This window comes from Rathayibacter caricis DSM 15933, from assembly GCF_003044275.1.
GTDB lineage: Bacteria > Actinomycetota > Actinomycetes > Actinomycetales > Microbacteriaceae > Rathayibacter > Rathayibacter caricis.
On sequence record NZ_PZPL01000001.1, the window covers coordinates 3,542,916 to 3,556,477 of the forward strand.

A 13,562-nucleotide genomic window follows, 5' to 3' on the forward strand; every position below is an offset into this window, starting at 1 on the left:
TGTCGCGCGCTCAGCCCCGGACGATCACCGGATTGAACAGCGTCCCGATGCCCTCGATGTCGATCGCCACGGCGTCCCCGTTCGCGATCGGCCCGATCCCGGCCGGCGTTCCGGTCAGGATGATGTCCCCCGGCAGCAGCGTGAACACCCGCGACACGTAGGCGATGATCTCGGGCACCCCGTGGATCATGTCGCCCGTGTTCCCCGACTGCACGCGGCGCCCGTTCACGCGCGTCTCCAGCGCCGCCTCGTTCCAGACGAACTCCGTCTCGATGACCGGCCCGATCGGGCAGAACGTGTCGTAGCCCTTGGCGCGCGCCCACTGGCCGTCGCTCTTCTGCAGGTCGCGGGCGGTGACGTCGTTGGCGATCGTGTACCCGAAGACGACGTCCTCGTAGTCCTCCGCCCGCACGTTCCGCGCGACGGCTCCGATCACGACCGCGAGCTCGCCCTCGTAGTCCACCTGCTGGCTGTCCTCGGGGAGCACGATCGCCTCGTCCGGCCCGATCACCGACGTGTTCGGCTTGAGGAACATCAGCGGCTCCGCCGGAGCGTCGCCGCCCATCTCGGCCGCGTGGTCCGAGTAGTTCTTGCCGATGCCGACGACCTTCGAGCGCGGGATCACCGGGGCGAGGAGCTTCGCCTCCGAGATCGGGATGCGCTCCCCCGTCGTGTCGAAGCCCGCGAACATGGGGTCCCCGGCGAGCACGACGAGGTCGTCCTCGTCGACGATCCCGAAGTGGATCGCTCCCCCGTTGTCCCCCGAGCGCTGCGTGGCGAATCGTGCGATCTTCATGCGTCCAACCTCGTCATCCATCCGTGCCGGTCCTCGCGGCGTCCGTACTGGATGCCGGTCAGCTCCTCCCGCAGCGACATCGTGAGCTCGCCGGCGGGCGCGTCCGCGTGCCCGACCGAGAAGCCCTCGCCCTTGAGCTCGGCGATCGGAGTGATGACCGCGGCGGTCCCGCACGCGAACACCTCCACGACGTCGCCCGACGCCACCCCGTCGCGCCACTCGTCGATGCTCACGCGGCGACGCTCCACGCGGTGCCCGCGGTCCTCGGCGAGCTGCAGCACGCTGTCGCGCGTGATGCCCTCGAGGATCGAGTCCGACTCCGGAGTGACGAGCGTGCCGTCCTTCTTGACGAGCACCACGTTCATGCCGCCGAGCTCCTCGATGTACTGCGACTCCTGCGAGTCGAGGAACAGCACCTGCGCGCAGCCGTGCTCGTAGGCCTCCTGCTGCGGCAGGAGCGACGAGGCGTAGTTGCCGCCGGTCTTGGCGGCTCCCGTGCCGCCCTTGCCCGCGCGGGCGTACGAGGTCGACAGCCAGATCGACACCGGAGCGACGCCGCCCGAGAAGTAGGCGCCGGCGGGGCTCGCGATCACGTAGTAGCCGACCTTCTCGGCCGCGCGGACCCCCAGGAACGCCTCCTTCGCGAACATGAAGGGCCGCAGATAGAGGCTCGTCTCGGGCTCCGAAGGAACCCAGTCGCCGTCGACCGCGATCAGCTGGCGGAGCGACTCGATGAAGTGCTCCGTCGGCAGCTCGGGCAGGGCCAGGCGGCGGGCCGAGCGCTGCAGGCGCGCGGCGTTCGCCTCGGGGCGGAACGTCCAGACGGAGCCGTCCGCGTGGCGGTAGGCCTTCATCCCCTCGAAGATCTCCTGCGCGTAGTGCAGGACCGCCGCGGCCGGGTCGAGCGCGATCGGGCCGTAGGGCTGCACGCGCGGGCGGTGCCAGCCGCCGGTGCGCGACCAGCAGATGTCGACCATGTGGTCGGTGAAGTAGACGCCGAAGCCGGGGTCGGCCAGGATCCGGTCGCGCTCCTCGATCGAGCGCGGCTCGGGGTTCGGAGTCACCTGGAAGGCGAGGTCCTGGGGGGCGAGCGGGAGGGGGATGGTCATCTCGGTGTCTTTCGTCGGGAGCGTCGGGAGTGGGGGCCGGTTCAGCTCAGCCGGGCGACGACGGCGTCGCCGATCGCCGAGGTGGCGCGGGCGGAGCCGTCGCGGGACTCGATGTCGGCGGTCACCGCGGCCGTCACGCGGGCGGCCTCGTCGGGCCGGCCCAGGTGGTCCAGCAGCAGTGCCACCGAGAGGATCGCGGCGGTCGGATCGGCGAGCTGCTTCCCGGCGATGTCGGGCGCGGATCCGTGGACCGGCTCGAACATGCTGGGGAACGCGCCGTCGGGGTTGATGTTGCCCGAGGCGGCGAGGCCGATGCCGCCGCTGATCGCGCCGGCCAGATCGGTGAGGATGTCGCCGAAGAGGTTGTCGGTGACGATGACGTCGAACCTAGCAGGGTCGGTCACGAGGAAGATCGTGGCGGCGTCCACGTGGAGGTAATCGACGGCCACGTCCTCGTAGGTGGCCCCCACCTCGTCGACGAGGCGCTTCCACAGCGATCCGGAGAAGACGAGCACGTTGGTCTTGTGCACGAAGGTGAGCTTCGAGCGGCGCTTGCGGGCCAGCTCGAACGCGTGGCGCACGACCCGCTCCACCCCGTAGGCGGTGTTCACCGACACCTCGTTCGCGATCTCGTGCGGGGTGCCCTGGCGGATCGCTCCGCCGTTGCCGACGTACGGGCCCTCGGTGCCCTCGCGGACGACCACGAAGTCGACGTCGCCCGGCGCGGACAGCGGCGACGGGACGCCCGGGTACACGCGGGTCGGGCGGAGGTTCACGTAGTGGTCGAGCGCGAAGCGCAGGCGCAGCAGCAGCCCGCGCTCGATGTTCGCGTCTTTCAGGCGCGGGTCGCCGGGCACGCCGCCGACGGCACCCAGGAGGATCGCGTCGTGCGCCGCGATCGCCGCGAGGTCCTCGTCGGTCAGCACGTCGCCGGTCTCGAGGAACCGGGCCGCCCCGAGCGAGAACGGCGTCTTCTCGATCACCAGGTCGGAGTCGGCGATGACGGCGTCGAGGACCTTCACGGCCTCGGCGATCACCTCCGGTCCGATCCCGTCTCCGGGAATGACGGCGAGCTTCACGGTGCGGGGCATGGGGCATCCTCAGGCGTGCGGGGGCAGTGCGCGAGCAGTGCGGGGCAGAGACGGTCCCAGCGTACTCTCGGGCCGCTCAGCTGCGCCGCAGCCGCCAGGCCGCGACGACCGCCGCGAGCAGCACCAGGCCGACGCCGATCCAGGCCGACCAGCCGACTCCCGCGTCGAACGCGGCGCCGGCCGAGGCCAGCAGGCTCGCGGCGGAGTCGGCGGGCAGCTCGCCCGCCACCGCGACCGCGCCGCCCAGGGTCTCCCCCGCGCGCTGCACCTGATCGGCGTCGAGGCCGGCGGGCAGCACGACTCCGCTGCGGTACGCCGACGTCAGCACCGTGCCCAGCGTCGCCGTCCCCAGCACCGCGCCCAGCTCGTACGCCGTCTCGGACACCGCCGAAGCGGCCCCCGCCTTGTCGGCCGGCGCGTTCGCGAGCACGAGCTCGTTCGACACCGTCTCGGCCGCCCCGATGCCCAGGCCGAGGAACGCGAACGCGACGGCGACGGTCAGCGCCGTGGCGCCTCCCTCCGCCCCGCTGCCGATCGCCAGCAGCGCGTAGCCGACCGCCGAGACCACGAGCCCGGCGGGCACGACGAGCCGCGGAGTGATGCGGCGCGCGACCGGCACGACGCCGAGCCCCGCCAGGATCATCACCGCGAGCCCCGGCACGAGCACGAGCCCGGCCTGCAGCGGCGAGAGCCCGATGACCAGCTGCAGGTGCTGCGAGACGAAGAAGAGTCCGCCGACGAGCGCCACGACGCTGAGGAGGTTCACCACGATGGCCGCGCTGAACGAGCCGCGGCGGAAGAGCGACAGGTCGAGCATCGGCACCGCGCGCCGCTGCTGGCGCCGCACGAACAGCACGCCGCTCACGACGCCGACGACGAGGGCGGTCACGGCCACCGCGTCGACGCCGTGCTCGGCCACCGACTTCACCGCGTAGACGAGGGGCGCCATGGTCGCGAGCGACAGCAGGATGCTGACGACGTCCACGGGCCCCGGCTGCGGGTCGCGCGACTCCGGCACGAGGATCGGCGCGAGCACGACCAGCGGCAGCAGCACGGGCACCGCGAGCAGGAACACCGAGCCCCAGGGGAAGCTCTCGAGCAGCACCCCGCCGACGAGCGGACCGACCGCGGAGCCGACCGCGAACCCGGTCGCCCAGATCGCGATCGCGAGACGGCGCTGGTCGCGGTTCGGGAAGAGGCTGCGCAGGAGCGACAGCGTCGAGGGCATGAGCGTCGCGCCGAAGAGGCCCAGCGCCGCGCGGGCCGCGATGAGCGCACCGGCCGTCGGAGCGAACGCCGCGGCGATCGAGACGACGGCGAAGCCGATCGCGCCGATCACGAGCAGCTTCCGCCGGCCGACCCGGTCGCCCAGGCTGCCCATCGCCACGAGGAGGCCCGCGAGGACCAGCGGGTACGCGTCGACGATCCAGAGCAGCTCGGTGCCCGTGGGTCCGAGGTCCTCGGCGATCAGCGGCAGCGCGAAGTTCAGCACCGTGTTGTCGACCGAGACCAGCAGCACCGGCAGCATCAGCACCGCGAGGGCGAACCAGGCTCGGCGGCCGACGCGGTCCTCGGCGAGCGCGGCGGAGGTGGGCGGAACGGTGACGGGGGCGGTGCGGGCGGACACGGTGGTGCTCTCTCTCGGATCGACGTCGCGCCGGCACCGGACGGCGCGCAGCGGGCGACCCGAGGAGTATACCGTCCAGCCGGTATAGTAGCGCAAGGCCGACCGTAGGATGGGGCGCATGCCTCCCGCCTCCCCCGCCCGCGACCGCGTCCTCGACGCGTTCGAGGAGCTGCTGAACGAGCAGGGCGAGCGCGCGGCCACCCTCGACGCCGTCGCCCGCGCGGCCGGAGTCTCCAAGGGCGGCCTGCTCTACCACTTCCCCTCGAAGGACGCGCTGGTCGACGGACTCGTCGCACGGCTCGACGAGCGCCTCGCCGAGGACATCGACCGCATCCGCACGTCCGACGAGGGCGTGGTCCCGTACCTGATCCGCACCTCGTTCGCCGCCGACACCCCCTTCGACCGCACGATCCTCGCCGTCTCTCGCATCGCGCAGGGCCACGACGAGCGCGCGAGCGCCGCCCTCGCCCGGATCCACGACAGCTGGAACGACGTCGTCGTCGAGGCCGTCGGCGATCCGCTGGTCGCCCGCGCGATCGTCCTGATGAGCGACGGCCTCTACTACAACTCCGCCCTGCTGCCCACGGGCCAGCAGTCGCGCGGCGAGGCCGAGGACGTCCTCGCGGTCATCGACCGCCTCCTGGCCCCGCGCGGCGACTGATCGCCGCGCGCACCGCGCCGACGACGGAGCCCGCCCCGCGACGGTGCGCGGGACGGGCTCGGGTCGTGCTCGGTGAGCGACGGGGCTACTGCTCCGTGATGTCGATCTCCTGCATGATGTCGGCGTCGATCGCGACGCGGACCTTCTCGAGCAGGCCCGCCGGTGCCGGCGAGTCGATGGTGATCACCGAGAGGGCCTTGCCGCCCGCCTCGGTGCGCGCGATCTGCATCCCGGCGATGTTGACGGAGGCCTCGCCGAACTCGCGCCCGTAGACCGCGACGATCCCGGGGCGGTCGACGTAGCTCATCACGACGTGGTGCTTCGCGATCGGCACCTCGACGTCGTAGCCGTTGACGGCGACGAGCTTCTCGACCTGCTTGGTGCCGGTGAGCGTGCCCGAGACCGAGATCTGCGAGCCGTCCGAGAGGGCGCCGCGCAGCGTGATCAGGTTGCGGTACTCGTCCGAGACGCCGTCGGTGATCAGGCGCACCTCGATGCCGCGCTGCTCGGCGAGGACGGGAGCGTTCACGTACGAGACCGTCTCCGACACGACGTTGGTGAAGACGCCCTTGAGCGCCGCGAGCTTGAGCACCTTGACGTCGTACGCGGCGAGCTCGCCGCGCACCTCGACGTCGATGGAGGTGACGGGAGAGTGCGCCAGTCCCGCGAAGACCTGGCCGAGCTTCTCGACCAGCGGGATGCCGGGGCGCACGTACTCGTCGATGACGCCGCCGGCGACGTTGACCGCGTCCGGCACGAGCTCGCCCGAGAGCGCGAGGCGCACCGACTTGGCGACCGAGACGCCCGCCTTCTCCTGGGCCTCGTCGGTCGACGCTCCGAGGTGCGGAGTGACGACCACGTTCTCGAGGGCGAGCAGCGGCGAGCCGACCGGCGGCTCCTTCACGAACACGTCGAGCCCGGCGCCGGCGATCGTGTCGGCGACCAGGGCGCGGTGCAGGGCGTCCTCGTCGATGAGGCCGCCGCGCGCCACGTTGACGATGTACGCGGTCGGCTTCATCAGCGCGAGCTGCTCGTCCGAGATCATCCCCGTGGTCTCGGGGGTGCGCGGCATGTGGATGGTGATGAAGTCGCTCTGCGCGAGGAGCTCCTCGAGCGGCAGGAGCGTCACTCCGAGCTGCTGCGCGCGGGCGCTCGTGACGTAGGGGTCGTACGCGACGACGTCGACGCCGAAGGCCTGCAGGCGAGCGGTGATCAGCGCGCCGATGCGGCCGAGGCCGATGATGCCGACGGTCTTCTCGTAGAGCTCGGTGCCCGTGTACTTCGACCGCTTCCACAGGCCCTGCGCGAGCGCGCTGTGCGCCGCGGGGATGTGGCGGGCGAGGCTCAGGATGTGGCCCACGGTCAGCTCGGCCGCCGAGATGATGTTGGAGGTCGGCGCGTTGACGACCATGACACCGGCGGCGGTCGCGGCGGTGATGTCGACGTTGTCGAGGCCCACTCCCGCGCGCGCGATCACCTTGAGCGAGGGCGCCGCGGCGATCGCCTCGGCGTCGACCTGCGTCGCCGAGCGGACGAGGATCGCGTCGGCGGTGCCGAGCGCCTCGAGCAGCGCCGGGCGGTCGGTGCCGTCCACGGAGCGGATCTCGAAGTCGGGACCGAGAGCGTCGACGGTGGCGGGCGAGAGTTCTTCGGCGATCAGGACGACCGGCTTTGTCACGAGTGCGCTTCCTTCGGGGAGGGGACGGTGCGGGCACCGGACGCGGGCGTCGCGGGAGCCCCCGCCACTGTAGCGGAGCCCCGCCGCCGGGCTCGGCCGTGTGACGCCGCGCTCCCCGCGGTGACGACGCGCTGCTCAGCCGAGCGAGACGAGGCTCGCGAAGCCGAAGACCTGCTGCACGTCCAGCGACAGCACGGCCGAGAGGCAGAGCGACGCGAACAGGAGCCCCGCCCGCGCGGCGACTCCTCGGCGCCGCCCGAGCAGCAGCGCGACGGCGAAGCACACGACGGGCAGCGCCAGCCCGAGCAGCAGCACCGTCCATCCGGTCGCGTTGAGATCGGTGTTCAGCCCCGCGGCGTAGGCGCGGATGCCGACGAGGTTGCCGATCGCCTCCCACACGTCCCACGCGAAGAGGGCCCCGAACAGCACGGCGATCAGCGCCGAGAGCGCGAAGCGCTTCCCCCGACCCTCGCGCCGGCCGCCCAGGGTGGCCTTCGTGGCGGTCTCGTCGCTCATCCTCACGCCCCCTTCAGGAACGGCAGCGGAGCGAGCAGCACGAGTCCCGCGACCAGCCAGAGCACGCGGGTGCGCACCCGCGCGTCGCGGGTGCCGAGCAGCGTCGCGGTGAACCAGGCGACGGGAGCGGCGACAGCCAGCCACAGCCCGAGGCCGTAGAGCCCCCCGCCGACCGCGTCGCCGGCGAAGGTGCCCGCGATCGTGGCGTTCTGACGGGTGGCCGAGATCATCCACGCGATCGTGTAGAGCAGGTAGACGCCGGCGGTGACCCCGGTCGCGATGAGCAGCACGGAGGAGGCGGCTGCGGCGTCGAGCTCGGACGCCTCGTCCTCCTCCGGCTCGTCCTCGCGCAGCTCCTCCGGGAGCGGCTCCTCGGCCTCGTCCTCGAGCGCCGGTCGCTCCTGGGGCGCCGAGCGGACCGCGCGGGGCGGACGCCGCCGCGTCGTCCCCGGCCCCGCCGCGAGCGTCGGGTCCTCGTCCTCGCCCGCCCAGCTGAGCGCGTCGTCGTCCCTGGCATCGATCACCCCGACACCCTAACCGCGCCCGGCTCCCAGGCTGCTCGGAGTGAGGGGTCACCGCCCGGACACCTGCTCGCCACCGCCCGGTCTCCCCCGCCCGCGATCCTCCCCGGATGGGGGAACGCACTGCGGCGGCCGGCGAGCGGCGCTACGTCGCGATCGGCGACTCCTTCACCGAGGGCGTCGGCGATCCGCATCCGCGACTGCCCAACGGAGTCAGGGGCTGGGCCGACCGCGTCGCCGACCGTCTCGCGAAGGCCGAGCCCGGCTGGGAGTACGCGAACCTCGCCATCCGCTCCAAGCGCCTCGCGCAGATCCGCGACGAGCAGCTCGAGCCCGCGCTCGCGCTGCGGCCCACGCTCGTCACCCTCTACGCCGGCGGGAACGACATCCTCGACCTCGGCACCGACATGGAGGTGCTGGTCCGGCGCTACGAGTCCCTCGTCGACGACCTCGCGACCACCGGCGCCGTGCTCGTGCTCTTCACGGGCTTCGACATCCCCGGACTGCCGGCGCCGCGGATGTTCGTGCGCCGCAATCGGATCTACAACAGCGCCGTGCGCCGCATCGCCCGGGAGCGCGGCGCGGTCCTCGTCGACTACTGGCGGATGCAGGCGTTCCGCGAGCCGATGATGTGGTCGCCCGATCGGATGCACCTCTCCCAGCGCGGCCACCGGTACCTCGCCGCCCGCGTACTCGACACCCTCGGAGTGCCGCACTCGATCTCGGACGGACCGTGGGATCCGCCCGAGCCGCTCACTCCCCTCGAGTGGCTGCGCGACCAGCAGCGCTGGACGACGGACTGGGTGCTCCCCCTGGTCGGCCGGAAGATCCGGCGCGTCACGCTCGGCGACCACCTGGAGCCCCGCTGGCCGGAACCGGTGCGCGTCCCTCCGAAGGGCGGCCTGCGCCGCCTCGCGCGGGAGGCCGGGAGCTAAGGCCCGTCAGCTCAGCAGTGGCAGCACCAGCACCGGGAGCAGCACGGCGGCCAGCATCACGATCGGAGCCGCCCGTCCGGCGGCGGGGCTCGCCGGCGCCGCCCTCCGTGATGCTCCGGGCAGAGCCCGCCGGTCGATCGCGGCCACTCCCCCGCGGACCGACAGCGGCCCCTCCTCGAGGTCCCCCGGCCACAGCTCGACGAGCAGGCGACGGCTCCGCGCCAGCTACGCGTCGCCGACGCGCGCGAGGGCGATCGGCACGGCGTTCGCCTGGGAGGATCCGATGCCCGCCCCGGCCCCGGCGGCGGCGAGCACGGCGGCCGCGACGACGAGCCGCTCCTCTCCGGTGACGAGGAGGGTCGCGAACAGGAGGAGCAGACCGGCACCCGCCGTGACGACGCCCGCGATCGAGAGCAGGGCGACCAGCACCGAGCGGCTCCCGAGGCCGGCCGCGGCGCTCCGCGTCCGCGCCTCGGCGCGCTCGGCGGCCGACGGGCTGAGGATCCGCGCGAGGTCCGCCGGGGTCAGGGCGTCCTCGGGCAGGCGCACGTCGAACGGCAGATCGGCGGTCCGATCCAGATCGCTCCGGTCGAAGTCCGCCGGCACGGGCCACGCCGCCGCCGTGAACCGCCGCGCAGCACGGTCGGAGTGCCGACGGAGCTGCGACGCCGTCACGACCAGCGTCGTCGCCGCGATGAGTGCGAGCGGCAGAGCGGCGAGGGTGCGCAGCAGCGGCGGAGACGACTCCAGGATCCCGCCGGACAGCAGCGCGAGCGCCGCCGCGAGACCCGCTCCCGCGAGCCCGCACAGCACGACCCCCGCCGCCACCCCGTACGACAGCCCGTCCCGGATCGCCGCCGCCGTCTCGTCCCACTGCCGCGGCCGCCGCGCCCGTCGCTCCATCCGCCCCACGCTACCCGCCGCCCCGAGGACGCCACTCCCTTCGCTGGTCGAGCAGCCCCTACGAGCGCTTCGAGACCCGCGCCCTCCCTTGCTGGTCGAGTAGCCCCGCAGGGGCGTATCGAGACCCGCCGACGCCAGCGGATCGGCGATCCCACCGGACCGACCGGTGGATCTCGATACGCCCGCTGCGCGGCCTACTCGATCAGCAGAGAGCGCGTGCCACTCGATCGGCAGAGGAACCCCGGACGCGAGGGAACCCCGACCCGTCGAGGGATCCCGCCGGAGCGGGTTCCTTCGACGGTCCGGGGTTCCCTCGGTCCGTCAGGCGTCAGTGCGTCAGCGCGCGACGCTGCCGTCGGTGTAGTCGGTGTCGGTCTGCTTCCAGGCGAACAGCTTGCGCAGCTCGCGGCCGGTCGCCTCGATCGGGTGCTGCTCGCCCTTGGCGCGCAGCTCCTGGAACTCGGGAGCTCCGGCGTCCTGGTCGGCGATGAAGCGCTTCGCGAACGCACCGCTCTGGATGTCGCCGAGGACCGCCTGCATGTTCTGCTTGACGCTGGGGTCGATGACGCGGGGGCCCGACACGTAGTCGCCGTACTCGGCCGTGTCGGAGACCGACCAGCGCTGCTTGGCGATGCCGCCCTCCCACATCAGGTCGACGATCAGCTTGAGCTCGTGGAGCACCTCGAAGTAGGCGATCTCGGGCTGGTAGCCGGCCTCGACGAGGGTCTCGAAGCCGTACTGGACGAGCTGCGAGGTGCCGCCGCAGAGCACGGCCTGCTCACCGAACAGGTCGGTCTCGGTCTCCTCGGTGAAGGTCGTCTTGATGACGCCCGCGCGGGTTCCTCCGATGGCCTTCGCGTACGACTTCGCGGTCTCCCAGGCGGTGCCGGTCGCGTCGTTCTCGACGGCGATGATGTCCGGGATGCCGCGGCCGGCGACGAACTCGCGGCGCACGGTGTGGCCGGGGGCCTTCGGCGCGATCAGGATCACGTCGACGCCCGCAGGGGCCTCGATGTAGCCGAAGCGGATGTTGAAGCCGTGCGCGAAGGCGAGCGTCTTGCCCTCGGTCAGCTTGTCGGCGATCTGCTCGCTGTAGATCGCGCGCTGGTGCTGGTCCGGCGCGAGGATCATGATCAGGTCGGCCCAGTCGGCGGCGTCGGCGACGCTCTTGACCTCGAAGCCGTCGTCCTCGGCCTTGGCGGTCGACTTCGACCCGTCCTTGAGCGCGATGACGACCTGGACGCCGGAGTCGCGGAGGTTCTGCGCGTGGGCGTGGCCCTGCGAGCCGTAGCCGACGATGGCGACCTTCTTGGCCTGGATGATCGAGAGATCGGCGTCGGTGTCGTAGATGAGCTCGGTCACGTGGTGTGTCCTTTTCTGTTGAGGAGTGGTCGCGGTCAGTTCTTGAAGACGCGCTCGGTGATCGACTTCGAGCCGCGCCCGATGGCGAGCAGGCCCGACTGCGCGATCTCCTTGATGCCGTAGGGCTCGATGACCCGCAGGAAGGCGTTGGTCTTCCCGGAGTCGCCCGTCACCTCGATGACGAGGGCGTCGGTCGCGACGTCGACCACGCGGGCGCGGAAGAGGTTCACGGCCTCGAGCACCTGCGAGCGGGTGACGTTGTCGACGCGCACCTTCACGAGCAGGTGCTCGCGGTGCACCGACTGGTCGGGGTCGAGCTCGACGATCTTGATCACGTTGACGAGCTTGTTGAGCTGCTTCGTGACCTGCTCGAGCGGGAGATCCTCGACGTCGACGGCGACCGTGATGCGCGACAGTCCGTCGAGCTCGGTCGGGCCCACGGCGAGGGACTCGATGTTGAAGCCGCGTCGGGCGAAGAGCCCGGCGACACGGGTGAGCAGTCCCGGCTTGTCCTCGACGAGCAGGGAGAGAACGTGGTGCGTCATGCGGTCTACTCCTCGTCGTCCCAGGTCGGGCTGTGGTCTCTGGCGTACTGGACGTAGCTGTTCGAGACGCCCTGGGGCACCATCGGCCACACCATCGAGTCGCGGCTGACCACGAAGTCGATGACCACGGGGCGGTCGTTCGTCGCGATCGCGAGGCGGATCGCGTCGTCGATCTCCTCGGGCTTCGTGACCCGGATGCCGAGCGCGCCGTACGCGTCGGCCAGCTTCACGAAGTCGGGCACCCGCACGGTGTCGTGTCCCGTGTTGAGGTCCGTGTTGGAGTAGCGGCCCTCGTAGAAGAGGGTCTGCCACTGCCGCACCATGCCGAGCGAGGAGTTGTTGATCACCGCGACCTTGATCGGGATGTCGTTGATCGTGCAGGTGGCGAGCTCCTGATTGGTCATCTGGAAGCAGCCGTCGCCGTCGATCGCCCACACGACGCGGTCGGGCTCGCCGACCTTGGCGCCCATGGCGGCCGGGACGGAATAGCCCATGGTGCCGGCGCCGCCCGAGTTCAGCCACGAGTTGGGGCGCTCGTACTTGATGAACTGCGCGGCCCACATCTGGTGCTGGCCGACTCCGGAGGCGAAGACGCCCTCGGGTCCGGTGATCTCGCCGATGCGCTTGATCACGTACTGCGGCGAGAGCTGGCCGTCGGTCGGCTCCGTGTAGCCGAGCGGGAACTCCTCCTGGAGGCCCTTGAGGTAGGACCACCACTCGGAGGTGTCGGGAGCGCCGCCGTCGATCACCTTGGCGTAGGCGTCGGTGAGGTCGGGCAGCACGTCCTTGAGGTCTCCCACGATCGGCACGTCGGCGGTGCGGATCTTGGAGATCTCTGCGGGGTCGATGTCGACGTGCACGACCTTCGCGTGCGGGGCGAAGAGCGCCGCCTTGCCGGTCACGCGGTCGTCGAAGCGCGAGCCGAGCGCGAGGATCAGGTCGGCCTCCTGCAGCGCCAGCACCGCGGGGACGGTGCCGTGCATGCCGGGCATGCCGAGGTGCTGCTCGTGCGAGTCCGGGAACGCGCCGCGGGCCATCAGCGTGGTGACCACCGGCGCGCCGGACGTCTCGGCGAACGCGAGGAGCTCGGCGGAGGCGCGGGCGCGGATGATGCCGCCGCCCACGTAGAGCACCGGCTTCTTCGACTCGGCCAGCAGCTGCGCCGCGGCCTGGATCTGCTTGCCGTGCGCCTTGGTGACCGGGCGGTAGCCGGGCAGGTCGATCTTCGGCGGCCAGAGGAACGGCGCCTCGTTCTGCTGCGCGTCCTTCGTGATGTCGACGAGCACGGGTCCGGGGCGCCCGGTCGTCGCGATGAGGGCGGCGGAGGCGAGCGCCTGCGGGATGTCCTCCGGTCGCGTCACCAAGATCGAGTGCTTCGTGATCGGCATGGTGATGCCGACGATGTCCGCCTCCTGGAAGGCGTCGGTGCCCATCAGCGTCGAGAAGACCTGACCGGTGATCGCGAGCATCGGGACCGAGTCCATGTAGGCGTCCGCGATCGCCGTGACGAGGTTCGTCGCTCCGGGGCCGGATGTCGCGATGCAGACGCCGAGCTTGCCGGTCGCCGAGGCGTAGCCCTCGGCGGCGTGGCCGGCGCCCTGCTCGTGGCGGACCAGGATGTGGCGGATCTTCGACGAGTCCATCAGCGGGTCGTAGACCGGGAGGATCGCGCCGCCGGGCAGGCCGAAGACGTCCTCGATCCCGAGCATCTCGAGCGAGCGGACGACCGCCTGCGCTCCGGTGAGGGTCTCGACCGCGGGGCCGGGGCCGCTGCGGACGCGGCGGGGCGGGGTGGCTGGGGCGTGGGTGCGGGATGCA

The 13,562-nt window shown here is 71.8% G+C and carries 14 protein-coding genes; 2 read left to right on the top strand and 12 right to left on the bottom strand.

Features of this window, described 5'->3' with window-relative positions:
• Nucleotides 1-10: 10 nt before the first annotated feature.
• The 4 genes from C1I63_RS16570 to C1I63_RS16585 form a co-directional block, all read right to left on the bottom strand.
• Nucleotides 11-796: a fumarylacetoacetate hydrolase family protein gene (locus C1I63_RS16570; RefSeq protein WP_055793545.1), complete on the bottom strand. Its 786-nt coding sequence runs from the start codon at nt 794-796 to the stop codon at nt 11-13.
• Complete coding sequence (locus C1I63_RS16575; RefSeq protein ID WP_107575481.1) at nt 793-1,905, bottom strand: branched-chain amino acid aminotransferase; 1,113 nt, start codon at nt 1,903-1,905, stop codon at nt 793-795. Before C1I63_RS16575 ends, C1I63_RS16570 begins: the two co-directional genes overlap by 4 nt.
• A gap of 41 nt (nt 1,906-1,946) precedes the next feature.
• Nucleotides 1,947-2,996: a 3-isopropylmalate dehydrogenase gene (locus C1I63_RS16580; RefSeq protein WP_107575482.1), complete on the bottom strand. Its 1,050-nt coding sequence runs from the start codon at nt 2,994-2,996 to the stop codon at nt 1,947-1,949.
• Between the two features lie 76 nt (nt 2,997-3,072).
• A complete protein-coding gene (locus tag C1I63_RS16585; RefSeq protein WP_243591631.1) occupies nt 3,073-4,623 on the bottom strand; it encodes an MFS transporter in 1,551 nt (516 codons plus the stop codon).
• A gap of 118 nt (nt 4,624-4,741) precedes the next feature.
• Here C1I63_RS16585 and C1I63_RS16590 point away from each other — a divergent pair, with 118 nt between their 5' ends.
• Nucleotides 4,742-5,284 (top strand): TetR/AcrR family transcriptional regulator, encoded by a 543-nt coding sequence (locus C1I63_RS16590; RefSeq protein WP_055793552.1) that lies wholly within the window; start codon nt 4,742-4,744, stop codon nt 5,282-5,284.
• 85 nt (nt 5,285-5,369) lie between these two features.
• Here the strand turns inward: C1I63_RS16590 and serA are convergent, their stop codons facing one another.
• The 3 genes from serA to C1I63_RS16605 form a co-directional block, all read right to left on the bottom strand.
• Nucleotides 5,370-6,962, bottom strand: coding sequence for a phosphoglycerate dehydrogenase (serA, locus tag C1I63_RS16595; protein WP_107575483.1), 1,593 nt, complete (start codon nt 6,960-6,962; stop codon nt 5,370-5,372).
• A gap of 135 nt (nt 6,963-7,097) precedes the next feature.
• Nucleotides 7,098-7,478 carry a hypothetical protein gene (locus tag C1I63_RS16600; protein WP_107575484.1) on the bottom strand — a complete coding sequence of 127 codons (381 nt, stop codon included), beginning with the start codon at nt 7,476-7,478 and terminating at the stop codon, nt 7,098-7,100.
• Between the two features lie 2 nt (nt 7,479-7,480).
• Nucleotides 7,481-8,002 (bottom strand): hypothetical protein, encoded by a 522-nt coding sequence (locus C1I63_RS16605; protein WP_107575485.1) that lies wholly within the window; start codon nt 8,000-8,002, stop codon nt 7,481-7,483.
• Between the two features lie 107 nt (nt 8,003-8,109).
• Between C1I63_RS16605 and C1I63_RS16610 the strand changes: the two genes are divergently transcribed.
• Nucleotides 8,110-8,934 (top strand): SGNH/GDSL hydrolase family protein, encoded by an 825-nt coding sequence (locus C1I63_RS16610; RefSeq protein ID WP_107575486.1) that lies wholly within the window; start codon nt 8,110-8,112, stop codon nt 8,932-8,934.
• Between the two features lie 6 nt (nt 8,935-8,940).
• On the opposite strand, the gene C1I63_RS19850 is transcribed toward C1I63_RS16610, so the two are convergent.
• From C1I63_RS19850 to C1I63_RS16630, 5 genes are all read right to left on the bottom strand, one after another.
• Nucleotides 8,941-9,081, bottom strand: a complete 141-nt coding sequence (locus tag C1I63_RS19850) for a hypothetical protein (RefSeq protein WP_170116405.1) — start codon at nt 9,079-9,081, stop codon at nt 8,941-8,943.
• Between the two features lie 78 nt (nt 9,082-9,159).
• Nucleotides 9,160-9,837, bottom strand: a complete 678-nt coding sequence (locus C1I63_RS16615) for a hypothetical protein (RefSeq protein ID WP_107575487.1) — start codon at nt 9,835-9,837, stop codon at nt 9,160-9,162.
• 336 nt (nt 9,838-10,173) lie between these two features.
• On the bottom strand, nt 10,174-11,199 hold the full coding sequence (gene ilvC / locus C1I63_RS16620; protein WP_055793564.1) for a ketol-acid reductoisomerase: 1,026 nt from the start codon (nt 11,197-11,199) through the stop codon (nt 10,174-10,176).
• Nucleotides 11,200-11,234: 35 nt separating this feature from the next.
• The gene (gene ilvN, locus C1I63_RS16625) at nt 11,235-11,744 is read right to left on the bottom strand and encodes an acetolactate synthase small subunit (protein WP_055793566.1); all 510 of its coding nucleotides are present in this window, start codon (nt 11,742-11,744) and stop codon (nt 11,235-11,237) included.
• Between the two features lie 5 nt (nt 11,745-11,749).
• On the bottom strand, nt 11,750-13,453 hold the full coding sequence (locus C1I63_RS16630; protein WP_244907125.1) for an acetolactate synthase large subunit: 1,704 nt from the start codon (nt 13,451-13,453) through the stop codon (nt 11,750-11,752).
• Between the last annotated feature and the right edge of the window lie 109 nt (nt 13,454-13,562).

Bases quoted from the DNA above. Each gene is read 5' to 3' on its own strand.
- C1I63_RS16570 (WP_055793545.1), bottom strand. From the start codon at position 796: ATGAAGATCGCACGATTCGCCACGCAGCGCTCGGGGGACAACGGGGGA.
- C1I63_RS16575 (WP_107575481.1), bottom strand. From the start codon at position 1,905: ATGACCATCCCCCTCCCGCTCGCCCCCCAGGACCTCGCCTTCCAGGTG.
- C1I63_RS16580 (WP_107575482.1), bottom strand. From the start codon at position 2,996: ATGCCCCGCACCGTGAAGCTCGCCGTCATTCCCGGAGACGGGATCGGA.
- C1I63_RS16590 (WP_055793552.1), top strand. From the start codon at position 4,742: ATGCCTCCCGCCTCCCCCGCCCGCGACCGCGTCCTCGACGCGTTCGAG.
- C1I63_RS16600 (WP_107575484.1), bottom strand. From the start codon at position 7,478: ATGAGCGACGAGACCGCCACGAAGGCCACCCTGGGCGGCCGGCGCGAG.
- C1I63_RS16610 (WP_107575486.1), top strand. From the start codon at position 8,110: ATGGGGGAACGCACTGCGGCGGCCGGCGAGCGGCGCTACGTCGCGATC.
- C1I63_RS16615 (WP_107575487.1), bottom strand. From the start codon at position 9,837: ATGGAGCGACGGGCGCGGCGGCCGCGGCAGTGGGACGAGACGGCGGCG.
- ilvN (WP_055793566.1), bottom strand. From the start codon at position 11,744: ATGACGCACCACGTTCTCTCCCTGCTCGTCGAGGACAAGCCGGGACTG.
- C1I63_RS16630 (WP_244907125.1), bottom strand. From the start codon at position 13,453: ATGCTCGGGATCGAGGACGTCTTCGGCCTGCCCGGCGGCGCGATCCTC.